Source organism: Micromonospora sp. NPDC048040, from assembly GCF_055587185.1.
In genome coordinates this window covers 70,158-95,055 of sequence record NZ_JBVJGT010000005.1, presented here as the reverse complement: position 1 = coordinate 95,055, position 24,898 = coordinate 70,158, and the positions used below count along the sequence as shown (strand labels likewise).

Sequence of the window (24,898 nt, the reverse complement as noted above, 5' to 3'; positions counted from 1 at the left end):
GCCCTTGCCCTCCCCCGCACCCCGTGCTCTAGGGTCGGCGACCATGGATGCGGAGATCGTCGAGCTGACCGCCGAGCGGGCGCCCGCCGTGGTGGAGCTGTGCCGCCGGGCGCTGGACCTGCCCGAGGACGCCGCCGAGGCGCCGGCCCTCGTGGCCGCGCTCTGGGCCCGAGCGGCCACCGACCGGCCGGTCGTCGCGCTGGGCGCGTACCGGGGGGCGGAGCTGGTCGGGGCGCTGGTCTGCTCCCTGTCGGGGCGGGACGCCGGGCTCGGGCACGTGGACCTCGTGGCGGTGCACCCCGACCACCGGCGCCGTGGCGTCGGGCGGGCGCTGCTGTCGTCCGCCGAGCGGACCCTGGCCGGTCTCGGCGCGGCCGAGGTGCTGCTGGCGGGCAACCCGCCGTACTACGCCTGGCCCGGGATCGACGTGCGCTACACCCCGGCGGTCTGCGCCGCGCTGGCGCTCGGCTACCGGCAGGACCGGACGGCGTGGAACATGACCGCCGACCTGTCGTACGACGACTCCCCCGCGTTGCGCTCCACGGAGGCGGCGGAGGCACGGCTGGCCGGCCGGGGCGTCTCGGTCCGCCGCGCCGAGCCGGCCGACCTGCCGGCGCTGGCGGAGTTCGCCCGCGCCACGTTCGGCGGCGCCTGGGACGCGGAGCTGGCCGGCTCGGTGGGCCGGGAGGGGGCGGGCTGCCACCTGGCCGAGCGCGACGGCGAGGTGCTCGGCTTCGCCGCGTACGGGTCGTCCCGGCCGAGCTGGTTCGGGCCGATGGGCACCGCCCCGGCGGCGGAGGGCTCGGGGATCGGCGGGGTGCTGCTGCGCCGCTGCCTGCGCGACCAGCGGGCGGCGGGCGTGACGGCGGCGCAGATCGGCTGGGTGGGGCCGGTGCCGTTCTACTCGGGCAGCGCGGGCGCCCGGATCGAGCGGGTCTTCTTCCTGTACCGCAGGACGCTCGGGGAGTGACAGAAGGGGGCGAAGGGGATATAGACATCGATAACCCCATTCGCCCCCATCTTTGATCGACGCCCCCTACCGTTTCGGTAGAGGAGGCAGCCATGACCACGGACGACGAACGCCCCGGCCCGTTGCCGTTCGACCGGCTCGACTACGGCGACGCCGAGCAGCAGGCGGAGATGAGCGGCGCCGACGAGCCGACCGACGAGCCGGTGACGCTGGTCGACGAGCCGGTCCAGATCCCGCAGCCGTACGGCCGGGCGCAGAAGAGACGCAACCAACGGCCACTGCCGACCTGACGGCGGAAGGGGCGGACCGCTGACGCGGCCCGCCCCTTCCGGCGTACGTGGAACTGGACTCAGAAGTCCATGTCCCCGCCACCCGGACCAGCCGGGGCGGCCGGGGCCTTCTCCGGCTTGTCCGCCACGACGGCCTCGGTGGTGAGGAAGAGCGCCGCGATCGACGAGGCGTTCTGCAGCGCCGAACGGGTCACCTTGGCCGGGTCGATGATGCCCGCGGCCAGCAGGTCGACGTACTCGCCGTTGGCGGCGTTGAGGCCGTGACCCGGCTCGATGTTGCGGACGTGCTCGACGACCACGCCGCCCTCGAGGCCGGCGTTGACGGCGATCTGCCGCAGCGGGGCGTCCAGCGCGATCTTGACGATCTGCGCGCCGGTCGCCTCGTCGCCGGTCAGGTCCAGCTTGTCGAAGGCGGTCTTGCCGGCCTGCACCAGCGCGACGCCACCACCCGGGACGATGCCCTCCTCGACGGCGGCCTTCGCGTTGCGGACGGCGTCCTCGATGCGGTGCTTGCGCTCCTTCAGCTCGACCTCGGTGGCCGCGCCGACCTTGATCACCGCGACGCCGCCGGCCAGCTTGGCCAGCCGCTCCTGCAGCTTCTCGCGGTCGTAGTCGGAGTCGCTCTTGTCGATCTCGGCCCGGATCTGGTTGACCCGGCCCTGGATCTGCTCGGCGTCGCCGGCACCGTCGACGATGGTGGTCTCGTCCTTGGTCACCACGACCTTGCGGGCGCGGCCCAGCATGTCGAGGCCGACGGCGTCCAGCTTGAGGCCGACCTCCTCGCTGATGACCTGGCCACCGGTGAGGATGGCGATGTCGGCCAGCATGGCCTTGCGGCGGTCACCGAAGCCCGGCGCCTTGACGGCGACCGACTTGAAGGTGCCCCGGACCTTGTTGACGACCAGGGTGGCCAGGGCCTCGCCCTCGATGTCCTCGGCGATGATCAGCAGCGGCTTGCCCGACTGCATGACCTTCTCGAGGATCGGGAGCAGGTCCTTGACCGACGAGATCTTGCTGTTGACGATCAGGAGGTAGGGGTCGTCGAAGACGGCCTCCATGCGCTCCGGGTCGGTCATGAAGTAGGCCGAGATGTAGCCCTTGTCGAAGCGCATACCCTCGGTGAGCTCCAGCTCCAGGCCGAAGGTGTTGCTCTCCTCGACGGTGATGACGCCTTCCTTGCCGACCTTGTCCATCGCCTCGGCGATGATCTCGCCGACGGTGCTGTCACCGGCGGAGATGGAGGCGGTGGAGGCGATCTGCTCCTTGGTCTCGACGTCCTTGGCGAGCTTGGACAGCTCCTCCGAGACGCTGGCCACGGCAGCCTCGATGCCCCGCTTCAGGGCCATCGGGTTGGCACCGGCGGCCACGTTGCGCAGACCCTCGCGGACGAGGGCCTGGGCCAGGACGGTCGCCGTCGTCGTGCCGTCACCGGCCACGTCGTCGGTCTTCTTGGCGACCTCCTTGACCAGCTCGGCGCCGATCTTCTCGTAGGGGTCCTCGAGCTCGATCTCCTTGGCGATGCTCACACCATCGTTGGTGATGGTGGGGGCACCCCACTTCTTCTCGAGCACGACGTTGCGGCCCTTGGGGCCGAGGGTCACCTTCACGGCGTCGGCGAGCTGGTTCATGCCCCGCTCGAGGCCCCGGCGCGCCTCTTCGTCGAACGCGATCATCTTGGCCATACGGCGTTGTCCTCCTGGACACTCACGGGCCACCCGGAGGTTGTGTCCCGGATGGGCCGCCTGGTGTACGCACCTTGGGGACGTCGCCACCTGGCGACGACGACGTCTCCTCGGCCGGGCCGGATAGCCCGCGACGACCGGCCATGTGCCGCACCGGCGTGTGGACGCCCGTGCGGCCGTGGCCCTACCGCCCCGACCATTGGCACTCACGGTATGCGAGTGCCAATGACTTGTTTAGCACTCTCCCCTGCCGAGTGCAAGCACACCCGCCCCGCTCAGCCGAGTTCACCGGCCAGCCGCGCGCTGTCCACCGGCCCCTCGTGGGCGCGCTGCTCGGCGTACGTGGCGACCAGGCCGACCAGCTGGGCGAGGTGGGCGGGCAGGCCCAGCACGCCGCCGAGCACCGCCACCGCGATCGCGCCCACCGCCGTGCCCGGCGACTCCAGCGGGGTGACGCCGAACGGCAGCGAGCCGATGCCCTCCACCAGGCCGGCCGCCCCGCCCCCGACGATCACCGCCGCCGCGACGAGCGCCACCCGGCCGAGCAGCAGGCCCAGCCGGTCGTGGAACATCCGGTACGAGCGGCCGATCGGGTGCTGCCGCTCGAAGAGGTAGACCGGGCCGGCCATGCTCAGCGCGAAGGCGAAGTAGATGCCGGGGATGACGCAGAAGCACACCCCGAGCCCAATGATCACGCTCATCAGCAGGGTCCAACCCCAGAGGCCCGGCGCCCGGCGCAGGCCGTAGCCCAGCGCGGCGCCGACGGTCACCGGCTGGCCGGCCGCCTGCCGGGCGACCACCCAGGTGCCGGCGGCCCAGCCGAGGCTCTGCACCAGGCCGAAGACCAGGGCGCCGCCGATCAGCACGGCCATCATGGTGCCCAGGTCGGCCAGGAAGGTGTCGGGCAGCGCGGCCGGGTCGTCGGCCATCGACTCGTTCCACCGGGCCGACGGGTCGACCAGCAGCGCGAGCACCGACAGCACCACGGCCGGCAGCACCTGGGTGAGCAGCAGGATCGGCAGCAGCGGCTTCCAGCCCCGGCGCACCGCGCCGACGCACCGGTCGAACCAGCCGCTCACGCCTCCGCCCGGCGGGGTGACCAGCGGGTCGGCCGGGTCGAGGCCGTGGCCGGGCGGGTACCACCCGTGGACCGGCTGCCCCGGGTACACGACCGGCGCGCCCGGATACCACGGCTGCCCGCCGTACGGGCCGGAGCCGGCCGGGAACCCGCCGGTGGGCGGGAAGACCCACCCCTGCGGCTGCGGCGCGCTCGCATCGCCGGCCGTGGCGGGGTCCGGATCCCCCGACGGTGGCGTGGCCTGGGGTGGCTGGTCGGACATGAACCCTCCTCAGCGACGGCTGAACCGGCTCACGATCCTCCCTGCCTGGCGCCCGTAACCGCAGTCCGGGGTGCCACGCCACGAACCACGAACCACGACCACGAACCACGACCACGGCCCGCCCCGGCCAGGGTTCCGCCCAACGATGCCGCGGGTCACACCCCGGAACCCGGCCCCACCGGTGCCGCTGCCCGGCCCCTGTCGAGCTGCCCTCACAGATGGGGCACGCCATGCCTCGCAGGCGGCCGAGCCGGATGCGAGGCATGCTCCTACAGAGACGGGGTGGTCCTACAAGCGGGGCAGCTCGACAGCGCCCACCACACGCCACCATCCCGCCCGCCGAACCCAGGTGTCGAAGCGGGTCACCCGACCGGCTCACCCGCCGGAGCGGCCCGCAGGCGCACCGAGGCGACCCACGCAGATCGACGTATGTCGTTGGAGCCGCCGCGCGGGGCGGTCGGCGGCGGAAGGGCCCGGTCCGTGGCGGACGGGGTCAGGCGATGACGCGTACGCGCTCGGCCTGGGGCCCCTTCTGGCCCTGGGCGATCTCGAACTCCACCCGCTGGCCGTCGTCCAGCGCCTTGTAGCCGTCCATCTCGATCGCGGAGAAGTGGACGAAGACGTCCTGCCCGCCGTCGACGGCGATGAAGCCGTAGCCCTTTTCGGCGTTGAACCACTTAACGGTGCCCTGTGCCACGGTCCACTTCCTCACTCTGCACGGCGTTCCACAACCCGGAGACCGGCGGACCGGCACCGGAGGACCACCGAACCGCGGTCGGGGAGGCCGCTGAAATCGGTGACCGAAATCGCACGCTACACGAGGCGTGACGACGGCGCACGACCCCAAATCGGGCATATTCCGATCGAGGGGCATCGTCATCCGTCGCTGTGGTAGGCATTCGGCATGACGAGGACGCCGGACGGGCCGGGGCGGGGGTCGGCGGGCACCCGGCGCGCGGAGATCCGGCGGGTCCGGCCCGAGGACGCCGCCCGGATGCGGGCGCTGCGGCTGGAGATGCTCGCCGACGCGCCGCTGGCCTTCCTGGAGACCCTCGCCAACGCGGCGGCCCGGCCGCACGCCGACTACGCGGCCCGGATCGCGTACGTGTCGGCCGGCGCGGACACCGCGCAGTTCGTCGCGGACCCGGGCGGCCGGCTGGTCGGGCACGCCGGGGGCACGGTGACCCCGGAGGAGCCCGGGCTGACCGTCGTCTACGCCGTCTACGTCACCCCGTCCTGGCGCGGCACCGGCCTGCTCGGCGAGCTGGTCGAGGCGGTGGCCGCCTGGTCCCGGAAGTGCGGCCGGCCCGAGCTGATGCTGGAGGTGGTGGTCGGCAACGACCGGGCCTACCGCGCCTACCGGCGGCTGGGCTTCGTCGACACCGGCGTGCGCGTGCCGCACCCCACCGTGCCGGCGCTCACCGAACTCCAGATGCGCCGCGCCGCCTGACACGGCTGGGTTTCCGGGGCGGGCCGCCCCGGAAACCCAACCGCGACTCAGGCGTGCCGGCGGGACTGCACGATGCGGAACCGGTTGGCCACGTAGGCGCCGTCGGTGAGCGCGGAGTTGGCCGCCGCGTTCGCGCCGCTGCCGTGGAAGTCGGAGAAGGCCGCCGACTGGTTCACGAAGACCCCGCCGGTCAGGTTGCAGGACAGGTGCACCCCGACCTCGATCGCCGCCGCCTCGGCCGCGTCGAGGACCGCCTCGTCGGTGGAGTAGACCGCCGCGGTGAGCGCGCCCTTCTCGCCGACCGTCGACCGCAGGATCTCCAGGCTGTGCGCCGTCGAGTCGGTCGCGATGGCGAACGAGATCGGCCCGAACCACTCCTTCGAGTAGGTCGCCGTGTCGTCGGCCGCCAGCTTGACCAGCGTCGGGGTGCGGACCACCGCGCCGGGGAAGGCCGGGTGCTCGACCGTACGCGACTCCAGCACCGTCTCGCCGACCTTGGTGACCTCGTCGAGGCGCTCCAGCACCCCGTCGTTGACGATCGCGCCGGTGAGCTCCACCCCGCGCGCCGGGTCGGCGGTGAGCTTGCCGATCGCGGCGGCGATCCCGCCGGCCACCTCGTCGAAGCTCTTGTGCCCCTGGTCGGTGGCGATCCCCCCGGCGGGGATGAGGACGTTCTGCGAGGTGGTGCACATCTGGCCGCTGTAGAGGGTCAGCGTGAAGCCGAGGTTGCGGCACATCCCGGCGAAGTCGTCGGTGGAGTCGACCACCACCGTGTTCAGGCCGGCCTTCTCGGTGTAGACCGCCGCCTGCCGGGCGTTGGCCTCCAGCCAGTCGCCGTACTCGGTGGAACCCGTGAAGTCGACGATCTTCACAGCCGGGTGCAGGGCCAGCGTGGAGGCGAGCTTCTCGCCGGGGGCCTCGGGGGCGAGCAGCACCAGGTTCGGGTCGAAGCCGGCCTCGGCGAGCACCTCCCGGGCGTACCGGACGGTGATGGCCAGCGGCAGCACCGCGCGCGGGTGCGGCTTGACGACCACCGGGTTGCCGGTGACCAGCGAGGCGAACAGCCCCGGGTACGAGTTCCAGGTCGGGAAGGTGTTGCAGCCGATCACCAGCGCCACGCCGCGGGGCACCACGTGGAAGGTCTTGGTCATCCGCAGCGGGTCGCCCTTGCCGGCGGCCTTCTCCCAGCCCGCCGTCCCCGGGTGCCGGGTCATCTCCGCGTACGCGTAGGCGACCGCCTCCAGCGCGCGGTCCAGCGCGTGCGCGCCGCCGGCCTGGAAGGCCATCACGAACGCCTGGCCGCTGGTGAACTGCACCGCGTTGGCCAGCTCGAAGATGTGCTTGTGCAGCCGGTCGAGGATCTCCAGGCAGACGCCCACCCGGGTCTGCGGGCCGGCGTCACGCCAGCTCGGCAGGGCGGCGGAGGCGGCGGCGACCAGCTCGTCGGCCCCGGCGTGCGGGTAGCGGACGCCCAGCTCGACGCCGAACGGGCTGGTCTCGGTGGCGACCCGGTCGCCGGCGCCCGGCTGGTCGAGGGGGAAGTCGCCGCCGAGGTACGCCTCGAAGGCGGCCTTGCCGTCGGCGGCGGAGGTCTCGCCGTAGACCCGTGGGCTGGGCGACTCGGGGTAGGCGGACCAGTACCCGCGCTCCGTGATCGCGGTCAGCGCACGGGTCAGGGTGTCGGCGTGCCTGTCGTACAGGGGGTGCGGGGTCTCCGTCATGCCCGCCATCATGCAACAGGAAGCCCCAGGATCAGTAGGGCCGTGTCACAACTCAGATCGTGAGCTGCCAGTCGGTCCAGCCGTCGACCCGGCGGAAGCCGAGCTGCTCGTTGATCGTGATCATGTAGCTGTTCTCGGCCGCGTTGAAGGTGTCGATCGCGCGCACCGCCGGCTCGTGGGCGAGCAGGTGCCGCAGGTTCTCGATCTTGACGAGCAGGCCGAGCCGGTGCCCCCGGTGAGCGGGGTCGACGATGGTGATCTGCTGGAACGCGTGCCAGTCGGCGGAGGGGCCCACGTCGAGCAGGGTCCAGGCGGCCACCCGGCCGGACGCCTCGTGGCGCACCGCCGTGTGGTAGCGCCGCCGCCCCCGCGCCTCCAGCGCCCGCTCGATGCCGCGGACCCGTTCGACGTCGATCCGCTCGGGCTCCCACTCCACGTCGCCGAGGGGCGCGTCGGCCATCAGCCGGCCGTCGAGGTAGGCGATGTCGGCGACGTGCTCGTCGGGGGTGCTCCCCTGCCAGCGGAGGACGCGGTAGCCGTCGGCCCGGGTGCGGGCGTCGGCCAGCGCGGCGTCCAGCCCGTCGTGGTCGAGCCGGGTGGTGTCGAGCCGGCTGCGGATCTCGGCCAGCGCCGGCTGCGCGCCGGTCGACGCGGCGAAGGCGGCGCCGGCCTCGGGCCGGGGCGGGCCGCCGGGCAGCGCGGCGACCGCCATCCCCAGCACCCGCTTGCGGCCCCGCTCGCGCAGCAGCCGTACGGCGTGCTCGTGCAGCGCCCGGCCCACCCCGCGACGCCGGTGGGCCGGGTCCACGATCAGGTCGGCGGTGGCGTTCTCGGTGTTGTCGAGCTGCGGCAGGTCCAGCGCGAGGTAGCCGGCCGGCACGCCGTCGAGCCGGGCCAGCGCCCAGATCGCGGCGTTGCCGGGCATCGGGTGCCGGATCGCGGCCTCGAAGCGCCGCCGGCAGAAGGGCGGGAAGTCCGGCAGGTCGGCGTCGTTGGCCGCCGCCCCGATCCGGTAGGCCGCATCGATCGCGGCCTGATCGGCGGCGTCGATCGGCGCGATCGTGATGCTCATGCCCCGAGGGTGGCCCGGAAACGACGATCGGGCCAGCGATTTAACCGCTGGCCCGATCGGACGTTGGTCGGGAGGGACACTCGCACAACGCCTCCGGCGTTGGGTCGCAAGAACTCAAAGTCTCCGGCGAGACGCCCTCCCGCACGAAGCATCTTGCGCCGCCCGGTTCCTGCCGTCAAGTCCTTGTCGGCGCGTTTTCCGCACTCACAGCGAAAAGCCAGTTACCCGGCGGATCGACCCGATCCCCCGTCCGGGTGAGTCGCCCCTCCCCCGTTCCTCCCGGCCGCCCCACGCGATCTTGCGCTTCGCACCCCTGACCTGCCCGGAACTCCGGATGGACCGGGCGGCGCCCACGGTGGCCGTCGGACACGTCACCGGGGGCCGTCCCGTGACGGCAACGGGGCGGCCGGCGCCCCGTGGGTTGCCGGCCGCCCCGTTCGCCGCGTCAGCCCGCCTTGCTGAACTCGATCGAGATCGACTCGACCGCCTTCTTGCGGGTCATCGACCGCTCCAGGCCCATCGCCTCCAGCGCGTCGTTGACGCTGTCCACGTACGCCGTCAGGCTCGGCGTGGCGGCATAGTAGGTGCCGGTCGTGGTCTGGGTGGACGCGCACGTCGTGTCGGTGATCCCACACGCCATCGTGTAGTGCGTGGCGCTGGTCCACTGGGTGGTGGCGCCCTGCACGTACAGGCGGGTGTTCACCCGGCACGCCGCGAACAGGTACGGGTTGCGGACCGTGGTGGTGAACGTCGCGGTGTCGGTGCCGGGCCAGTAGCTCACGGTCGACTCCGCCACGCAGCCGCCGTCGAAGCTGCTCGACGACTTGCTGACGGTGTACTTGTCCAGCGTCCCGGCCGCCGCCGGCGTGGCGCCGAGGGCCACCACACCGAGGGAAGCGGCCAGCATGGTGAAGGCGGTCACGGCCGCCCGGGTGACGCGGGCCGGTGCTGCGTTCATGGGAACCCCTCTCGTGCCGGCCGGGTGGTCGCGGCCGATCGCAATTCGTCGCCTATGTGACAGGCGGCGGTGGACCCCGGGAGGTTCCGGGTACCGCCACCTGCAGATTCTTCGGCCGGGTCGGGAGGGCTGTCCAAGACGCGACAACGATGGGCCATAGGACGGACCTATGAGTGCTGGTAGATCTTCTGATCGTCGATGCCCGCGGGGGTCGGGCAAGGGGGATCGTCATGGTGGAACTACGTCAACTCCGGTACTTCCTCGCCGTCGCCGAGGAGCGGTCCTTCACCCGCGCCGCCGCGCTGCTGCACGTCAGTCAGCCGACGCTGAGCCAGCAGATCCGCGCCCTGGAGCGGGCGGTGCGCGCGCCGCTGTTCCACCGGGAGCCGGCGGGCGTCCGACTCACCGAGGCCGGATCCGCGCTGCTCGAACCGGCCCGGCGGGCCGTGGTCGAGGTCGCCGACGGCGTACGGGCGGCCCGGGACACCGTCGGCACCGGCGACGGCACGCTACGCGTCGGCTTCAGCGCCGGCGGGGCGGGCGACCTCATCGCGTCGATCCTGCCCGCCTGGCAGCGGGCCGCCCCCGAGGTACGGCTGGTCCTGCGCGAACTGACCGTGGGCGGGCTGTACACCGCCCTGCTGGAGGACCAGATCGACGTGGCGCTCACCCGGCTGCCGCTGGACCCCGAACGGCACGACTGGACGGTGCTGTTCGCCGAGCCCCGCGTCCTCGCGCTGAGCGCCCGGAATCCCCTGGCCGACGCCGGGGCGGCGGTGTCGCTGGCGGACGTGCTCACGCTGGCCATGCCCCGCATCGAGGACGTGCCGACGATCCGCGACTACTGGCTGCTCAACGACTACCGCGACGGCTGCCCGCCGCAGCAGCGCGGGGTGACGGTCACCTCGCCGGCGGAGATGGCGTACCTGATCCTCCAGGACCCGTCGGTGGTGGCCGTGGGCCCCCGCACGGCACGCGGGCTCTCGCCCCTCGCGGAGCTGCGCTTCGTGGAGCTGTCCGAGGTCGCCCCGGTGCCCTTCGTCGCGGCTGCCCGACGGCACGACCGCCGTGCCGCCGTGCTCGCCTTCCGTCAGGTCGCGGCGACGGTCGCACGCCGCCTGCACGGCGTATCCACGCCGGCCGGTGGCAGACCGGACCGGGTGGCCGACGTCGAGGCGAGGCGCGCGACCGGCGCCGGGGCGGGCCGGGCCGGCGGCTGAGCCGCGAGCGGTCACCGGCCTCGGAGCTCAGCCGAGGAGGCCGGCGTCGCGGGCGGCGCGCAGCGAGGGCCTGATCCGGTGGGTGGGGCCGGCCTGGGCGGCGATCGCGTCGAGGGTCTTGAGCCCCTCACCGGTGTTGAAGACGACGGTCTCCGCGGTCGGGTCGAGCCGGCCGGACTCGACCAGCTTGCGCAGCACCGCCACCGTCACCCCGCCGGCGGTCTCGGCGAACACGCCGGTGGTGCGGGCCAGCAGCCGGATGCCGGCGCGGATCTCGTCGTCGTCGACGTACTCCATCCAGCCCCCGGTGCGGCGCACCGCCTCCAACGCGTAGAGGCCGGCGGCCGGGTCGCCGATGTTCAGCGACTTGGCGATGCCCGTCGGCTTGACCGGGGTGATCGTGTCGGTGTCGGCGTGCAGGGCGGCGGCGATCGGGTTGCAGCCGGCCGACTGGGCGCCGAAGACCTTCCAGCCGCCGGCCGGCGCCTCGACCAGCCCGATCTCGACCAGCTCGGCGAACGCCTTGTCGATCTTGGTGAGCAGCTCCCCGGAGGCCATCGGGATGACCACCTGGGCCGGGATCCGCCAGCCGAGCTGCTCGGCCACCTCGTAGCCGAGCGTCTTCGACCCCTCCGCGTAGTAGGGGCGGACGTTGACGTTGACGAACGCGGTGTCCTCGAACTCGTCCGTCTCCACCAGCTCGCCGCAGAGCCGGTTCACGTCGTCGTACGAGCCGTCGACGGCGACCAGCTCGCCGCCGTAGACGGCGGTCGTGACGACCTTGCCCTGCTCCAGGTCGCCGGGGATGAAGACCACCGACGGCGCCCCGGCCCGGGCGGCGTGCGCGGCGACCGAGTTGGCCAGGTTGCCGGTGGAGGCGCAGGCGTAGCGGCTGAAGCCGAGCGCCCGGGCGGCGGTCAGCGCGACCGAGACCACCCGGTCCTTGAACGAGTGGGTCGGGTTGCCGCTGTCGTCCTTGACCCAGAGCGGAGCGGTGATGCCCAGCTCGGCCGCGAGGTGCGGGGCGGCGACCAGCGGGGTGAAGCCCGGGTCGAGGGTCACCCTGGTCGCCGGGTCCTGGCCGGCGGGCAGCAGCGCGGCGTACCGCCAGATGTTCTGCGGGCCGGCCTCGATCTGCTCCCGGGTGACCGCCGCCAGCGCGGCGACGTCGTAGTCGACCTCCAGCGGGCCGAAACACTCGTAGCAGGCGTGCTGGGCGGCGAGCGGGTAGCGGGCCGAACAGGCGCGGCAGACCAGGGCGCGGGCGGGGCTGGCGGTGGTGTCGATGCCGGAGACGGCGAACGCCGACGTCATGTCGAGAGTCCTCTCATCTTTCCCCGCATCGCACTCTGCGGCGGGGACGGAATTGGCACCTGCCCCGCCGGTCGCTCTGCGGTGAGCGCGCGGGGTGGTTGCCGGGGCGTCGTCGGGCCGTATCCCTCAGCCCCTCTGGATGAGGTATGCAGTTGTGCCTGCGAGTTTAAGCACCGACGCCGCCCGGATCGACGACAGATCCCAGGATGTGAGCGATCCCGCAGTCGCCGCCGAGCCGCAGGGGCGGCCGCTCCTCGACGGTACGGATCCACCCTGCCAACTCGCCGCCGTCGCGCAGCGGGAGCAACGCGTCCGGGCTCCCACGAAGCGACGGCGCGCCCCTGGCGCGCTCCCGTTACGGTGCAGGCACATCGACGGAAAGGAACGCGCGAATGCGTCGCAAGCTCGTCCCGGTGGTGGCGCTCTCCATGGCCTGCCTGCTGGCGCTGACCACCGCCTGCTCCACGGGCAACCGGAAGAAGCGGGACCGGTCCGCCGACCGGCCCGCCGGCACCGGCGCGAAGCGGGACGACGTCGACGCCGCCCGGACGACCCCGGCCCCCCGCCACGCCGGCGACCAGCTCACCTGCCCCGAACTGCGCAACACCCGGATCGGCAGCAGCCGGGTCCGCTACCGCGGGTACGCCGCCCCGATCCGCCTCGCCGCCGGCCGCTGGTCCGACCGGGACGGCACGACGGTGGAGTTGCAGCGGCCGTGCGCCATCGGCGACCTCGACGGCGACGGCGCGGGCGACGCGATCGGCGTGGTCATGCTCGACGGCGGTGGCACCGGCCGCTTCTTCACCCTCGCCGCCTGGCGCAACGTCAAGGGCGAGCCGGACTACCAGGCCCAGGTCGACCTCGGCGACCGTACGCCGGTGGAGAGCGTCAGCGTGCGCGACGGCAGGGCGACAGTGGTCTACCTGACCCGGCCCGCGGACGGCCCGATGGCCGAGCTGAGCATCCGGCGTACCGCCGTCTACCAGCTCAGGGGAACGACGCTGGCCGAGCTGAGCCACACCGACGCCCGGGTTTCCGACGCGTCCGACGGCGGGGACACCGCCGACTCCGGCACCGCGCCGGACTCCCCCGACACCCGCAAGCGCAGGCCCCGTTCCCGCTGACGTCCCGCCGGTGGTCGTACCGAGCCCGAGCCCGAGCCGGCCGATCCGCCGGCGCGGGCTCCGGCCGTGACGAGCATCCGGCTCAGCGTGGGACCGGTCGGTGGGCCGGTGGCCTCGGTAGCCGTACGGATCCGGTGGCCCGGCAACCCTGCTGACTCACCTCGCCGAGGCAGCCCCACCCCGAGGTCGGGACGCGCTCGAAGTACTGGACGGGCTGCGAGGGGATGGCCTCGGTGGTGAGCGTGCCGGTGCCGCTCGGGATGCGTTGCTCATGGGAACCGGTCGTGTCGGTGTAGGAGGCGACGATGTGCCACTCGCAGGTGTGGGTGGACACCTCGGGCTGGATACGGAAGGCCATGTTCGACTGACCGTTGCCCAGCTCGACGACGTTGCGGCGGAAGTACAGCTGACCCTCCTGCGGCTCGCCGTCGTCCAGGACGTACGGGCCGTGCGGCTTGTCCGTCGGCCCACCGGTCAGGTCCCACAGCAGGCCCTGCCGGGACTCCGCACCCGCCGGGGGAACGGTGACGACGGCCTTCGCCGTGGGTACGCGGCACGAGTCCTTGACGGCGGTCATGTTGTTGATCGTGAGTCCGGCGGCGCGATCGCTGTTCAGGTTCAGGTCGAACGTCTGGGCAACGCCGCGGTTCTCGTTGCCGTCCTCGAGCGGCGCCACATAGGACGCGTGCTCGACCATCCGGCCGCCGAGCGGCTTCATGAACTCCCACACCTCTGACGCGTCGCCGTTCAGGGCGGTGAGGGTGGCCTGTTCGCCTTCGGTCAGCGACCGGTCGAGCAGCACGGTGAAGGCCTCGGGCAGGTCCCGGTCGTAGTCGAGCGGAGTGACGGTGGACACGAACGCGGGTTGCTCACGGTCCACCGCCTTCTGCGCCTGCCTGTCCGAGCGGGCCCGCTCGGTGGCCGTCGACCGGTCCAGGAGGAAGTTGGCCTGGTAGGCGAACAGCATGCCGACCACGACGATGACGGCGGCGGCGGTCGCGTACACCGCACGCTGCTTCGGCGGAAGCCCGCGAAACCCGGGCAGCCGCTGATCCGCCAGCACGGCCCAGGCTCCCGGCCTGGACGACTGCCCAGCCGACTGCTCCGGTGGCGGTGCGGGCGGGGACGTGGACGACGGCTCGGCCGGCGACACGGGCGGAGACACGGGCGACGGCTCGGCTGGCGGTGCGGGCGCGGACGTGGACGACGGCTCGGCTGGCGGCTCGGGCTGCGGCACGGCGGGCGGAGTGGCCATACCCGATTCTCACTCACAGGCGCCACACCCTTACAGTGCGACAGGACTCCGCCGGGCGGGTGTCCGAGCTCGGGCGGGCCGGCCGGTGCGATGATCAGGCGATGGCAGTCCCCGCGCGCCGATGCGCACCGCGTTCGCCCGGTGGAGTTCCCGGTCCGGCACGCACGGTCGGGGTCGCGATCGTCGGCCTCGCCCTGCTCGGCGCCTGCTCCCCCGCGACCGAACCGTCGTCGGTCGATCCGGCGCCGCCGCCGACGCCAAGGGCCATGCCGACAGGGGCGCCGACGGCGACCGAGTGCCCGGCATCCGGCGTACGGATCACGTCGCCGGGCAGCAGCGCAGCGATGGGTCTGCGCGCGCTCGGCCTGCGACTGGTCAACTGCGGCACGAAGCCCTACCCGCTCGACGGTTACCCGGTGCTGCGCCTGTTCGACGGCGACGGCAATCCGATACCGGTCCGGGTGGTCGAGGGGGCCAAGGAGATCACGTCGGGCTTCGACGACCCGCCCCGGCCGCTGACCCTGCGCCCCGGCGAGCAGGCTGGCGCCGCCGTGCTCTGGCGCAACCTGGTCACCGACCCGACCGTCGTCGCCACCGACGGCGAGCGCCTGGAGATCGCACCCGCCGCCGGCCGGCCCGCGCAGCTCGTCGGCCTGGACGGGCCGATCGATCTCGGCAACACGGGCCGGATCGGAGTCAGCGCCTGGAAGAAGGCGACCGACCCGGCACCGACGCCGACCCGGTCGCTGCCGGACACCTCGGACCCGGGCGGCCCGGAGTCGAGCAGCCCGGTGCCGCCGCTGCTCTGAGCCGCCCGGACGTCAGCTGGTGACGTCCTTGCGGGTGAAGCGCCAGAAGGCGAGGCCCCAGAACAGCGTCGTGTAGCTGATCGCCGAGATGGCGCCGCGTACCACGTCGTCGGTCTGCACCGGCGTCGACAGCAGCCCCAGCCAGGCGGTGGCGTAGTGGGTCGGCAGGAACGCGCGCAGCGCGCCGAGCGCGGTGATCTGGTCGAGGATGCTGGAGAGGATCCACAGCAGCACCGCGCCGCCGACCGCGCCGAGCGCGGCGTCCGTGACCACCGACAGCAGGAACGCCAGGCCGGCCACGACCAGGAGCACGACGGCCAGGTAGCCGAGCACGCCCAGCAGCCGCAGCAGCCCTTCCCCCGGTTCGAGCTGGGCGGCGACGGTGCTGCGCAGCGGCTCCCACCCGTAGCGCAACGTGCCGATCAGCAGGGCCGTGCCGGCGAGCAGCGCCAGCGCCAACGCCGAGTAGACGAGCGCGACCAGCAGCTTCACCGTCAGCAGCCGGGCCCGGGGCACCGGCACCGCGAGCAGGTAGCGCAGGCTGCCCCAGCTCGCCTCGCTGGCCACCGTGTCCCCGAAGAACAGCGCCACCACCACGACCAGCAGGAACGACGCCGAGACGAAGATGGTGAACAGGGTGAAGTTCAGCCCGCCCGAGGTGGCGAACTCGACCAGGCTGCCGAACTCCCCGCGCCCGTTGTCGTCGTCGTCGCCCGTGTCGAACTGGAAGGCGATCAGGATGATCAGCGGCAGCAGCACCATGAACCCGAGCGCGAGCTGCGTACGCCGCCGGGATGCCTGCCGCCGGAACTCGGCGCCGAACGGCAGGGTGGCCGACGGCCGGTAACCCGCCGCCGCGCCCACCGTGGGTGACGTCCCCGCCATCATCGGTCCCCGCTTCCCCGAGAGTTCTCACCGACCAGGGCGAGGAACGCGTCCTCCAGGCGGCGCCGCGGCACCACCCGGTCCACCCCGATGCCGGCCCGGACCAGCTCGGCGACCACCTCGCTGCGGGCGGTCCCGTTGGTGTCCACCACGAGCTGGCCCTCGCCGTCGGGAAGCACCCGCACCCCGTGCAGGCCGTCCAGCACCGCCCGGGCGGCCGCCGGGTCGGTCACCTCGAAGAGCACGCTCGGCGACTCGCCGACGATCTCCTCGACCGGGCCCGAGGCGACGATCCGGCCCTTGTTCACCACCACCGCGTGCGTGCAGGTCTGCTCCACCTCGGCCAGCAGGTGGCTGGAGACCAGCACCGCCCGGCCGTCGGTGGCGTATCGCTGCAACACCCGGCGCATCTCCGCGATCTGCGGCGGGTCGAGCCCGTCGGTCGGCTCGTCCAGCACCAGCAGTTCGGGCAGGCCCAGCATCGCCTGCGCGATGGCGAGGCGCTGCTTCATGCCGTGGCTGTAGTTCTTGATCCTGCGATGCACGGAGTCGCCCAGGCCGGCGATCTCCAGGGCCTCGTCGAAGTGCGCGTCCTCGGCCGGCCGCCCGGTGGCCCGCCAGTACGCCCTCAGGTTCTCCAGGCCGGACAGGTGCGGCAGGAAGCCCGGCCCCTCGACCAGCGCGCCGATCCGGGACAGCACCGGCGAGCCGGGCACCAGCCGGTGCCCGAAGACGTAGATCTCGCCGGCCGTGGGCTGGGTCAGCCCCATCAGCACCCGCAGCGTGGTGGTCTTGCCGGCGCCGTTGGGGCCGAGCAGGCCGACGACCTGGCCGGGATGCACCTCGAAGTCCACGTTGGAGACGGCGACGAAGCCGTCCGCGTACTCCTTGCGGAGCTGCCGCACGGCGAGCGGGACGCCCGCGTACGCCGGGTGGACGGAGCTGTCCTGGCGGCGGTGCCGGCGGCGGGCCACGGTCACGACCGCGACGAGCCCGACCACGATCGCGGCGACCAGCCCGACCAGCACCCACCGCCACACCGTGGCGGCGGTGGGGATCGGCTCGCCGGCGACGGTCGGCAGGGCGACCGCGCCGCCGGCCGCGACGGTGTGGACGGTGGGCTCGACCGGGGTGGCGTACGCCTGGTCGGAGGTCGCCACCACGACGCGCAGCCGGTGTCCCGCCTCGACGCGACGGACGATCGCCGGGAGCGTGACGGTGACCGGCTGCGCCGCCTCGATCTCGCGCGGCAGGCCGGTGAGCCGGACCGGGGCGACCAGGCCGTTGGGCAGGGTGGCCGCGCCGTTGGGGTCGACGTCGTAGAGCTTGACGAAGAGCACCGCCTCGCCGGTCGGCGACGCCGCCCGGATCTCCACGGTCGGCGCGCCCACCACGTCCACCGCCTCGGTCAGCGGCTCCGACTCGAACCGGGCGTGCTGGCCGGGGATGTCCCCGGCGACGCCGCCGAGCAGGGACGACAACTCGCCGGCGAAGGGCACCGAGGAGATGGCGGCGGGGTTGCCGGCCGGCGGATTGGCGACCGGCTGGGCCGGGCCGGCCACCGGGACGTCGCGGCGGGCCGTGCCGGCGACGCCCGGGTAGTCGGCGGTGCGGTAGCCGGTGGCCACCAGGCCCCGGTCGAGGGCGTCGAAGCCGGCGATGCGGGACCAGGTGAAGTCGTCCCCCGGGGCCTCGCCCTCACCCTTGACGTAGTGGTCGAGCCACTGCACGGTCAGGAACCTCACCCGGTCCGAGTCGGTCCGCGGGCCCTCGCCGCCGTCGTGCCCGCCGGTGAACCAGGCCACCCGGACGGGCGTGCCGGCGGCGGCGATGCCGCGCGCGTTGGCGTCCGCCTCGCCGAGCGGGAAGAGGGTGTCGGCCGCGCCCTGCACCAGCAGGGTCGGCGCCTTGATGCGGTCCAGCACGCCGGCCGGGCTGGACCGGCGCAGCAGGTCCACGGCGGCCTGGTCGGCCCGGCCGGTGGTGGCGATCCGCAGGTACGCGGCGCAGATGTCGGCGGCGAACCGGCCGCACGCCGGGTCGGCGGCCCTGGCCGGGGCGGGTCCGGGGCCGGTGCCCGGGCCGGCGCCGGGCCCCGGGCTGGGCGGGCCGGCGGAGGCGGGCGCCCCCTCGGGCTGGGTGGCGCCGGCCCCGGAGAGCCCGGCCGGCCCGGAGCCGACGTTGCCGCCGCCGCCGAAGAAGAGGCCGGCCCAGCCGGACTTGAACACGCCCTCGGTGGGCTGCTTCCCGGTGCTCTCCGGCAGGAAGGAACGGGACAGGTCGTTCCAGGTGATCATCGGGACGATCGCGTCGACGCGCTGGTCCTGTGCCGCGAGCAGGAGCGCCAGGCCGCCGCCGTACGAGCCGCCGACCACGCCGACCTTCGGGTCGCCCGCGGCGTCGGTGCGGATCTCGGGGCGGGCGGCGAGCCAGTCCAGCAGGCGCTGGGCGTCCCGGACCTCGTAGTCCGGGTGGTCCAGGTGGATCTGCCCGCCGCTGCGGCCGAAGCCCCGCGCGGTCCAGGTGAGCACCGCGTAGCCGCGCCCGGCGAACTCCTCGGCGTCGGCGCGTACGGACTCCTTGGTGCCGCCGAACCCGTGCGCCAGCAGCACCGCCGGCACCCTGTCGGCCGCCGAGGCGTCCTCGGGCAGGTAGAGCGTGGTGTCCAGGTCGACGTGCTCGTCCCCCGTCGGCCCGGAGGCGACGTTCACGATCGCCGCCTCGGTGCGCACGGCCGGTTCCCGCGGCACCACCGCCCAGGTCACGGCGGCGGCGAGCAGCACGACGGCCGCCGCCGCGGCGATCGCGCGCCGGCGGGTGGGCAGGGCACGCCGGATCCACGCGGCCGACAACGGCGATCTCATGCGGCACACGGTACGGCCCGAACCCTGAGCGTTGGCTGAGATCCTCCGTACGGCCGTCCGGTTGGTCCGATCGGCGGCCGGACCGGTGCGACCGCCGCAGGTCTCCGACCCTCCCGGCAAGACGAATTCGGATCACGTGAATTCCGATCTTCGGCGAGAAATCCCCTCCGATCCATCCATGCCACTCGCCCGGACGGCACCCAGCGTGGCCGGTGACGGACGAACGGTCACCTGGCGCCTCTTGACGGAAAGCTGACCGTTCGACGACCGGACCGCCCCTCGCTGGTCGGTTAATTTCCGGTCCGGTGCACGGGACTCCGCGGTCGACACCGACCGGGCCACCCGGCGAGGAAGACCTGGGTTGGCCGGCGGTTCGACCCGTTTCACCCGAAGGGGGCGGTCGTGATGAGAGGTGGACTGGACGAGACACTGGCCCGGTTGGCCCGGCGCGAGGAGGCGCTGCGCCGGCGGGCCGCCGACCAGGGCGGTGCGGCGGACGGGGAGGCCGCCGCACCGCCGGCAGCGCCGGACGGGGTGGCCCGGGCCCGCGCCCGGGTCCGCACGCCGCACCCGGAGCAGCTCGCCGAGGGTCGGGGCGAGGCCCGCAACGCCGGGCCCGGCTGGGGCGACGCCCGGCGGGCCGGCGAGCCCCGCGACCCGGTGGCGGAGGTCGCCGACGCCGTCCGCCGGGTGGTGGTGGGCCACCCCGGCATGGCCGTCACCATTCGGGTCGAGCACGACCGGAAGGCGTACCCGCTGCGGATCGCCTGGACCGGCACGGGCGTGACGGTCGGCGCGGAGAAGCCCGCCGTACCGCCGCCGGCGTCGGGGCCGGCGTCGGGCAGGACGCCGCCGGCCTGGACGCCCGGCCGGGAGGGGCTGGGCGCCGACCCGACGGCGCGGCTGACCGAACTGCTCCGCAACGACCCGTCCCTGCTCGACGACGGTTCCGGCGGTTAGACAGCGCGTCGTGCGGGAGCACGGCGCAGGGCTGCCTGCCGCGGAGCGCGACGGGTGCCGGATGACATCGGGAGCTAGGGTCGGGCGGTGGCGGAACCCGACCTGACCCTGACCGCGAGCCTGCGGCCGGCCGCGCTGGACGCCCGACGGGGCATCGTCCGGCTGCACCCGGAGGTGCTCACCGCGCTGGCGCTGCGCCCGGGCGACCCGGTGCGCCTGGCCGGCCGGCGGGTGACCGCCGGGATCGTTGCCGCCGATCCGACCGCGAGCACCGCCCTGCTCCACGCCGACGACCTGATGCTGGGCAACCTCGGCGTCCGCGACGGCGACCAGGTGACGGTGAGCCCCCTCCCGGTCACCGCCGCCCGCCGTGTGGTCCTCGCCGGGCCGGCGCCGGTCGCCGCCGTGGTCTCCCCCGAGATGCTCCGGCTGGCCCTGCTCGGCAAGGTGGTGACGACCGGGGACGACGTGTCGCTGCTGCCGCAGGACGTCCTGCCCGACGCCTCGGTACGCAGCCTGGTGGAGGCCGCCCGGCGCAGCCTCTCCAACAGCGTCGGCTACGCCTGGACCAGCACCCTGCTCACGGTGGTCGCCGCCGAGCCCGGCACCGGCTCCCTGGTCACCATGGACACCGTGGTCGGCTGGGAACACGGCCCGGCGACCCACGGCTCCGCCGGCACGGCGGGCTCGCCGGTCGCCCGGGCCGCCGGCGCGGCGGGCGGGGCCGGTCAGGCGGGCGGGGCCGATCAGGCCGCCGGCGCGGCAGGCCGCGGGCGGACCGCCGGGCCCGGCAGCGCCCCGGGGGGCGGGCCGGCGCACGTCGGCGCGGCCGACCTGGGCACCGGCGGCCCCGCCGCCCGGCGTGAACCGGCGACCGCGGACGTCACGAGCCGGGCCGGCGCGGACGACGGCGCCACGAAGGCGGACGAGGAGGCCGTGCCGTCGGTGGACGAGCTGCCCGGGCTGCGGTCCCAGGCCGAGGAGCTGACCGAGCTGCTCGACCTCGGCTTCCACCACCGCGAGGTGCTCGGCCGGCTGGGCACCACCGTCTCGCTGGGCGTACTGGTCGCCGGGCCGGCCGGCTCCGGCAAGGCGGCGCTGGTGCGCGCCGTGGCCGCCCGGGTCGGCGCCCGGGTCTGCCCGCTCTGGGCGCCCGAGCTGGCCGCGCTGACCAACCAGGCCGCCGCCGACCGGCTGCGCGCGGCGGCGGCCGAGACGCAGGCCGGCGGGCCGGCGGTGCTGCTGGTCACCGACGTGGAGGCGCTCGCCCCGGCCGACGGGCCGGGACCGGTCGCCACCGTGTTCCGCCAGGTGGTCGCCGAGACCGTCCGGGCCGGCGCGGCGGTGGTCTGCACCACCGGCCGGCCCGAGGCCGTCGACCCGGCGCTGCGCGCCCCGGACCTGCTCTCGCTGCGGATCGGCATCCCGCTGCCGGACCCGGCGCTGCGCCGGGACCAGTTGACCGTGCTGACCCGGCAGGTCCCGCTCGCCGAGGACGTGCGGCTCGACGAGGTCGCCGCGCGTACCCCCGGCTTCGTCGCCGCCGACCTGGCCGCGCTGGTGCGCGAGGCCGGGGTGCGCGCCGCGCTGCGGCAGAAGTCGGCCGAGACGCCGACGGTGGCGATGGCCGACTTCACCGCCGCCCTGGAGGTGGTCCGGCCGACCACCATGGCGGCGTCCACCCTGGAGCTGGCCTCGGTGACCCTCGACGACGTGGGCGACCTGACGGAGGTCAAGGAGACGCTGACCGAGTCGGTGCTCTGGCCGCTGACCTACCCGGACACCTTCGCCCGGCTCGGCGTGCAGCCGCCACGCGGGGTGCTCCTCTACGGCCCCCCGGGCTGCGGCAAGACCTACCTGGTCACCGCGCTGGCCGGGTCGGGCCGGGCGAACGTGCTCTCGGTCAAGGGCGCGGAGCTGCTGTCGAAGTGGGTGGGCGAGAGCGAGCGCGCCGTCCGCGAGCTGTTCCGCCGGGCCCGCGAGGCCGCGCCCACGCTGGTCTTCCTCGACGAGGTGGACGCGCTCGCGCCGGTGCGCGGCCAGGCCAGCGACGGCGGTACGACCGACCGCGTGGTCGCCGCGCTGCTCACCGAGCTGGACGGGGTGGAGGCGCTGCGCAACGTGGTGGTGGTCGGCGCGACGAACCGGCCCGACCTGGTGGACCCGGCGCTGCTGCGACCCGGGCGGCTGGAACGACTGGTCTACGTGCCGCCGCCAGACGGGCCGGCGCGGGCGGAGATCCTGCGCGCCGCGTCGCGGAACGTGCCGCTGGCGCCGGAGGTGGACCTGGCGGCGCTGGGCGCGGAGCTGGACGGCTTCTCGGCGGCGGACTGTGCCGCACTGGTACGGGAGGCGGCGCTGGCGGCCATGCGGGAGTCACTGACCGCCTCCACGGTCACCGCCGCGCACGTGGCGACGGCCCGCTCCCGGGTCCGCCCGTCCCTGGACCCGACCCAGGTCGCCTGGCTCGCGGCGTACGCAGAGAAGCGCGCCAGCTGACCGACGAACGGTTCGGTCAGCCGTCTCGGTACGCCATCCGGATACTCGAACGCCCGTCGAGGCCGACTGCAGCCCAGTTCAGCTAGTGGCCCTCGGCGATGCCTGCTTGACGAACGGCCACGGCTGTGGGCCGAAGAAGTCGGTGCACGCCGAGAGCAACTGCCGTTGCGCCTCGGCCAGGCGGGCGTTGGTCGGTCCCCGGTCGACGTTCGGGTCGTTCTTCACGAAAAGTTCATCGGCCTTCAAGCCGGCCTCCAGCAACTGCCGGCCGGCCTCTCGGATGCCCGGATCGGTCGACTCGACGGCACGCATGGCGGGCCTCGTGCCCGCACCGAAACGGAGATCCTGCTCTTCGACCTCTTGGGCCACCAACGTGCACGCGGAAGAGGCGTACCGGTCGGATGGCTCGGTGGGACTGGCCGGAGCGGAAGAAGGCGTGCCGGTGGGCGCGCAGCCAGAAACCACCAGCAGAGAAATGGCGGCGAGGGTACGGATCACCGCAGGAGGATAGCGATCATCCGCCGTGGTCGCGGGGCGGCGGTCACAAACGCGGCGCTGTGTCAGTCGTCGGGCAGCAGGGGGCCGAGCGGGCCCAGGTCGAGGTTGAGGTCCTCGGGGGCCAGGCCGAAGTACTCGCGCAGGCCCGTCATCTGCTCCTCCAGCGCCATCAGCGTCGTGCCGATCCGCTCGACCTGCTCCTCGGTGAGGTCGCCGAGGTCGACGCGGCGCAGCGCCTGCCGCTCCATGAGCTGCCGCAGCAGCTCGATCACGGTGAGCACGAGGCTGGCCAGCCCCCGCTCGACCGAGTCCCGGTCGACCGCGAGCCGGCGGTCCAGCGGGGTCACCCGGGGCGGCTGCCACCGGGTGTCGCCGAGCGCGGCGGCCAGTTCGGCGGCCTCGTCCCGGCGGGTCCCGGCACCTGAGGCGGTGATGCCGCCGCCCCGGGTGTTCCCCGCGCCGCGCGGGGCGTTCGGGCCGCCGTCCGGGGCCGTCATGCCGGTGCCCCCGGCGACCCGGCCGTTCCCTCCACAGCGGCGTCCCGCAGCTCGGGCGGGGCGAGCGCGCCGACGGAGGCGACCAGGGCGCGCAGGGAGATCCGGACCAGGTCGACGTCGGCGATGGCGATGGTGATGTCGCCGCTGATCACCACGCCGGTGGCGAGGACCCGGTCCAGCAGGTCCACCAGCGCCACCGGCCGGTAGGCCAGCGGGTCGTCGGCGCTGCTCGGCGCGAGCGAGGTGGTCACCACGCCGGCCCCCGGGCGGTCTGCGCGCCGGCGCGGCGGGCGGTCAGCACGCCGGCTCCCGCACGGTGAGCGCCGGCTCGGGCGGTCGCTCGTCGGCGAAGGAGTACGGCGGCCACGGGCCGGTCAGCTCCAACCGGATCTCCGGGTGCCGCCCGGCGAGCGTGTCGACCAGCCGGCTGAAAGCGGCGAGCGTCTCCTGCCCGACGAGGTACGCCCCGTTGAGCACCATGGCGGTGGGCGCGCCGGAGAGCCGGCGGTCCTGCGGCGGGTGCCGCCGGGCGGCCACCGCGTGCCCGGCGAGGGCCGCGTGCACGGCGGCGGCGGCGTCGGCGGCGATCCGCTGCCCCTCCTCCCGGGCGGTGAGCTGGGCCCGGCGCCGCCGCAGGTACGCCGCCCCGGCCCCGCCCGACCCCCCGGGCTCCTCCGCCGCCCGGGGCGTGGCGCCGGGCACGACGTAGCCCTTGACGCCCCACTCGTCCCGGCCGGCGAGCCGGTCGAGCAGGGCGGTCAGCTCGGTCCGGCGGGCGGCGAGCTGGCCCGCCACCCGGGCGTCGTCGTGGTGCACGGTGGCCAGCCGGGCGGGCACCACCGCGCCGGCCCGGGACAGCGCGGCCACCACCGCGTGGTGCGCCCGGGCGGCGCGCTCCAGCCAGGCCAGGTCCTCCAGGTTGCGGCGCAGCGCCTCCTCGCCGTACTCGGTCAGCGGCGCGGTGCTGACCACGGCGACCAGCCCGGCGGCCGGCACCACGCGTACCGGCGCGCCGTCCATCCCGGCGGTCACGGCGAGCAGGGCCGGGTCCACCTCCCGCGTCACGCCGTGCAGCCACACCCCGGCGTCCAGGTGCGCCGTCGGGCCGGCGGACGCGAGGTCAGCCGTCGATCTCATCCCACTCCTCCCTCCGGGCGGCCCGCCGGGCGACCCGGGGGCGGCGCTCCGCCTCCACCTGCTCCGGGTCCCGCGGGCCGGGCTCGACCGGCGGCCTCGCCCGCGAGCTGAGCCACGGGTCGTGTTCCCACCAGTCGATGCCGATCTGCCGTGCCGTGTCGACGGAGGCGATGACCAGTCGGAGCTTGAGGGTCAGCAGCTCGATGTCGAGCAGGCTGACCCGGATGTCGCCGGCGATCACGATGCCCCGGTCGAGCACCCGTTCCAGGATGTCGCCGAGGTTGGCCGGCTCGTGCCCGGCCGGCAGGACCTGGCCGGAGTTCTGCACCACCGGTGGCGGTTGCATGGTCATC

Annotated in this window: 23 protein-coding genes and 1 riboswitch; of the genes, 8 read left to right on the top strand and 15 right to left on the bottom strand. The window is 74.2% G+C overall.

All coding sequences use genetic code 11. The annotated features are described in order from the left end of the window. Positions 1-43 precede the first annotated feature (43 nt). Positions 44-970, top strand: coding sequence for a GNAT family N-acetyltransferase (locus ACZ6O2_RS08445; protein WP_466022437.1), 927 nt, complete (start codon positions 44-46; stop codon positions 968-970). Between the two features lie 92 nt (positions 971-1,062). Beyond that, entirely contained in the window at positions 1,063-1,260 is a 198-nt protein-coding gene (locus tag ACZ6O2_RS08440) for a hypothetical protein (protein WP_350706884.1), read from the top strand. 59 nt (positions 1,261-1,319) lie between these two features. On the opposite strand, the gene groL is transcribed toward ACZ6O2_RS08440, so the two are convergent. From groL to ACZ6O2_RS08425, 3 genes are all read right to left on the bottom strand, one after another. Then, on the bottom strand, positions 1,320-2,942 hold the full coding sequence (gene groL, locus ACZ6O2_RS08435; RefSeq protein ID WP_350706882.1) for a chaperonin GroEL: 1,623 nt from the start codon (positions 2,940-2,942) through the stop codon (positions 1,320-1,322). A gap of 275 nt (positions 2,943-3,217) precedes the next feature. Further along, on the bottom strand, positions 3,218-4,282 hold the full coding sequence (locus ACZ6O2_RS08430; protein WP_466022436.1) for a hypothetical protein: 1,065 nt from the start codon (positions 4,280-4,282) through the stop codon (positions 3,218-3,220). 493 nt (positions 4,283-4,775) lie between these two features. Further along, on the bottom strand, positions 4,776-4,979 hold the full coding sequence (locus ACZ6O2_RS08425) for a cold-shock protein (RefSeq protein WP_013288855.1): 204 nt from the start codon (positions 4,977-4,979) through the stop codon (positions 4,776-4,778). A gap of 207 nt (positions 4,980-5,186) precedes the next feature. Here ACZ6O2_RS08425 and ACZ6O2_RS08420 point away from each other — a divergent pair, with 207 nt between their 5' ends. Then, positions 5,187-5,732: a GNAT family N-acetyltransferase gene (locus ACZ6O2_RS08420; RefSeq protein WP_350706878.1), complete on the top strand. Its 546-nt coding sequence runs from the start codon at positions 5,187-5,189 to the stop codon at positions 5,730-5,732. A 47-nt stretch (positions 5,733-5,779) separates the two neighbouring features. Here ACZ6O2_RS08420 and paaN read toward each other — a convergent pair whose 3' ends face one another. From paaN to ACZ6O2_RS08405, 3 genes are all read right to left on the bottom strand, one after another. Continuing rightward, on the bottom strand, positions 5,780-7,453 hold the full coding sequence (paaN, locus tag ACZ6O2_RS08415) for a phenylacetic acid degradation protein PaaN (protein ID WP_466022435.1): 1,674 nt from the start codon (positions 7,451-7,453) through the stop codon (positions 5,780-5,782). Positions 7,454-7,505: 52 nt separating this feature from the next. Continuing rightward, complete coding sequence (locus ACZ6O2_RS08410; protein WP_466022434.1) at positions 7,506-8,525, bottom strand: GNAT family N-acetyltransferase; 1,020 nt, start codon at positions 8,523-8,525, stop codon at positions 7,506-7,508. A 445-nt stretch (positions 8,526-8,970) separates the two neighbouring features. Continuing rightward, positions 8,971-9,483 carry a hypothetical protein gene (locus ACZ6O2_RS08405; protein WP_350706872.1) on the bottom strand — a complete coding sequence of 171 codons (513 nt, stop codon included), beginning with the start codon at positions 9,481-9,483 and terminating at the stop codon, positions 8,971-8,973. 230 nt (positions 9,484-9,713) lie between these two features. On the opposite strand from ACZ6O2_RS08405, the gene ACZ6O2_RS08400 reads away from it, so the two are divergent. Beyond that, the gene (locus ACZ6O2_RS08400) at positions 9,714-10,703 is read left to right on the top strand and encodes a LysR family transcriptional regulator (RefSeq protein ID WP_466022433.1); all 990 of its coding nucleotides are present in this window, start codon (positions 9,714-9,716) and stop codon (positions 10,701-10,703) included. Between the two features lie 27 nt (positions 10,704-10,730). Here ACZ6O2_RS08400 and thrC read toward each other — a convergent pair whose 3' ends face one another. Then, positions 10,731-12,017: a threonine synthase gene (thrC, locus tag ACZ6O2_RS08395; protein ID WP_466022432.1), complete on the bottom strand. Its 1,287-nt coding sequence runs from the start codon at positions 12,015-12,017 to the stop codon at positions 10,731-10,733. A gap of 10 nt (positions 12,018-12,027) precedes the next feature. Then, positions 12,028-12,163: riboswitch (SAM riboswitch) on the bottom strand. Positions 12,164-12,409: 246 nt separating this feature from the next. Here thrC and ACZ6O2_RS08390 point away from each other — a divergent pair. After that, the gene (locus ACZ6O2_RS08390) at positions 12,410-13,141 is read left to right on the top strand and encodes a hypothetical protein (RefSeq protein ID WP_350706866.1); all 732 of its coding nucleotides are present in this window, start codon (positions 12,410-12,412) and stop codon (positions 13,139-13,141) included. 82 nt (positions 13,142-13,223) lie between these two features. On the opposite strand, the gene ACZ6O2_RS08385 is transcribed toward ACZ6O2_RS08390, so the two are convergent. After that, positions 13,224-14,147 (bottom strand): hypothetical protein, encoded by a 924-nt coding sequence (locus tag ACZ6O2_RS08385; RefSeq protein WP_466022431.1) that lies wholly within the window; start codon positions 14,145-14,147, stop codon positions 13,224-13,226. Between the two features lie 350 nt (positions 14,148-14,497). Between ACZ6O2_RS08385 and ACZ6O2_RS08380 the strand changes: the two genes are divergently transcribed. Beyond that, positions 14,498-15,205, top strand: coding sequence for a DUF4232 domain-containing protein (locus ACZ6O2_RS08380; RefSeq protein WP_466022430.1), 708 nt, complete (start codon positions 14,498-14,500; stop codon positions 15,203-15,205). A 12-nt stretch (positions 15,206-15,217) separates the two neighbouring features. Here ACZ6O2_RS08380 and ACZ6O2_RS08375 read toward each other — a convergent pair whose 3' ends face one another. Together ACZ6O2_RS08375 and ACZ6O2_RS08370 are read right to left on the bottom strand one after the other, a co-directional pair. Then, complete coding sequence (locus ACZ6O2_RS08375; protein ID WP_350706860.1) at positions 15,218-16,093, bottom strand: ABC transporter permease; 876 nt, start codon at positions 16,091-16,093, stop codon at positions 15,218-15,220. Beyond that, the gene (locus tag ACZ6O2_RS08370; protein ID WP_466022429.1) at positions 16,090-18,954 is read right to left on the bottom strand and encodes an alpha/beta fold hydrolase; all 2,865 of its coding nucleotides are present in this window, start codon (positions 18,952-18,954) and stop codon (positions 16,090-16,092) included. The genes ACZ6O2_RS08375 and ACZ6O2_RS08370 overlap by 4 nt, the downstream gene beginning before the upstream one ends. A gap of 405 nt (positions 18,955-19,359) precedes the next feature. On the opposite strand from ACZ6O2_RS08370, the gene ACZ6O2_RS08365 reads away from it, so the two are divergent. Then, positions 19,360-19,914: a hypothetical protein gene (locus ACZ6O2_RS08365; RefSeq protein ID WP_466022508.1), complete on the top strand. Its 555-nt coding sequence runs from the start codon at positions 19,360-19,362 to the stop codon at positions 19,912-19,914. A gap of 87 nt (positions 19,915-20,001) precedes the next feature. Continuing rightward, on the top strand, positions 20,002-22,413 hold the full coding sequence (locus tag ACZ6O2_RS08360) for an AAA family ATPase (protein ID WP_466022428.1): 2,412 nt from the start codon (positions 20,002-20,004) through the stop codon (positions 22,411-22,413). Positions 22,414-22,491: 78 nt separating this feature from the next. Here the strand turns inward: ACZ6O2_RS08360 and ACZ6O2_RS08355 are convergent, their stop codons facing one another. The 5 genes from ACZ6O2_RS08355 to gvpJ all read right to left on the bottom strand — a co-directional run bounded on the left by ACZ6O2_RS08355 (position 22,492) and on the right by gvpJ (position 24,897). Beyond that, entirely contained in the window at positions 22,492-22,911 is a 420-nt protein-coding gene (locus tag ACZ6O2_RS08355) for a hypothetical protein (protein ID WP_466022427.1), read from the bottom strand. Between the two features lie 62 nt (positions 22,912-22,973). After that, positions 22,974-23,408, bottom strand: coding sequence for a gas vesicle protein K (locus tag ACZ6O2_RS08350; protein ID WP_350706853.1), 435 nt, complete (start codon positions 23,406-23,408; stop codon positions 22,974-22,976). Further along, a complete protein-coding gene (locus tag ACZ6O2_RS08345) occupies positions 23,405-23,659 on the bottom strand; it encodes a gas vesicle protein (RefSeq protein WP_466022426.1) in 255 nt (84 codons plus the stop codon). Before ACZ6O2_RS08345 ends, ACZ6O2_RS08350 begins: the two co-directional genes overlap by 4 nt. A 43-nt stretch (positions 23,660-23,702) precedes the next feature. After that, positions 23,703-24,545 carry a GvpL/GvpF family gas vesicle protein gene (locus ACZ6O2_RS08340; protein WP_466022425.1) on the bottom strand — a complete coding sequence of 281 codons (843 nt, stop codon included), beginning with the start codon at positions 24,543-24,545 and terminating at the stop codon, positions 23,703-23,705. Beyond that, positions 24,529-24,897, bottom strand: coding sequence for a gas vesicle protein GvpJ (gvpJ, locus tag ACZ6O2_RS08335; RefSeq protein ID WP_466022424.1), 369 nt, complete (start codon positions 24,895-24,897; stop codon positions 24,529-24,531). Before gvpJ ends, ACZ6O2_RS08340 begins: the two co-directional genes overlap by 17 nt. Between the last annotated feature and the right edge of the window lies 1 nt (position 24,898).

Coding starts and splice junctions, on each gene's coding strand:
- ACZ6O2_RS08365 (WP_466022508.1), top strand. CDS start 19,360: ATGAGAGGTGGACTGGACGAGACACTGGCCCGGTTGGCCCGGCGCGAG.
- ACZ6O2_RS08410 (WP_466022434.1), bottom strand. CDS start 8,525: ATGAGCATCACGATCGCGCCGATCGACGCCGCCGATCAGGCCGCGATC.
- ACZ6O2_RS08370 (WP_466022429.1), bottom strand. CDS start 18,954: ATGAGATCGCCGTTGTCGGCCGCGTGGATCCGGCGTGCCCTGCCCACC.
- ACZ6O2_RS08350 (WP_350706853.1), bottom strand. CDS start 23,408: ATGACGGCCCCGGACGGCGGCCCGAACGCCCCGCGCGGCGCGGGGAAC.
- ACZ6O2_RS08445 (WP_466022437.1), top strand. CDS start 44: ATGGATGCGGAGATCGTCGAGCTGACCGCCGAGCGGGCGCCCGCCGTG.
- ACZ6O2_RS08430 (WP_466022436.1), bottom strand. CDS start 4,282: ATGTCCGACCAGCCACCCCAGGCCACGCCACCGTCGGGGGATCCGGAC.
- thrC (WP_466022432.1), bottom strand. CDS start 12,017: ATGACGTCGGCGTTCGCCGTCTCCGGCATCGACACCACCGCCAGCCCC.
- ACZ6O2_RS08400 (WP_466022433.1), top strand. CDS start 9,714: ATGGTGGAACTACGTCAACTCCGGTACTTCCTCGCCGTCGCCGAGGAG.
- ACZ6O2_RS08440 (WP_350706884.1), top strand. CDS start 1,063: ATGACCACGGACGACGAACGCCCCGGCCCGTTGCCGTTCGACCGGCTC.
- gvpJ (WP_466022424.1), bottom strand. CDS start 24,897: ATGACCATGCAACCGCCACCGGTGGTGCAGAACTCCGGCCAGGTCCTG.
- ACZ6O2_RS08375 (WP_350706860.1), bottom strand. CDS start 16,093: ATGATGGCGGGGACGTCACCCACGGTGGGCGCGGCGGCGGGTTACCGG.
- ACZ6O2_RS08390 (WP_350706866.1), top strand. CDS start 12,410: ATGCGTCGCAAGCTCGTCCCGGTGGTGGCGCTCTCCATGGCCTGCCTG.
- groL (WP_350706882.1), bottom strand. CDS start 2,942: ATGGCCAAGATGATCGCGTTCGACGAAGAGGCGCGCCGGGGCCTCGAG.
- ACZ6O2_RS08405 (WP_350706872.1), bottom strand. CDS start 9,483: ATGAACGCAGCACCGGCCCGCGTCACCCGGGCGGCCGTGACCGCCTTC.
- ACZ6O2_RS08380 (WP_466022430.1), top strand. CDS start 14,498: ATGGCAGTCCCCGCGCGCCGATGCGCACCGCGTTCGCCCGGTGGAGTT.
- ACZ6O2_RS08420 (WP_350706878.1), top strand. CDS start 5,187: ATGACGAGGACGCCGGACGGGCCGGGGCGGGGGTCGGCGGGCACCCGG.
- ACZ6O2_RS08340 (WP_466022425.1), bottom strand. CDS start 24,545: ATGAGATCGACGGCTGACCTCGCGTCCGCCGGCCCGACGGCGCACCTG.
- paaN (WP_466022435.1), bottom strand. CDS start 7,453: ATGACGGAGACCCCGCACCCCCTGTACGACAGGCACGCCGACACCCTG.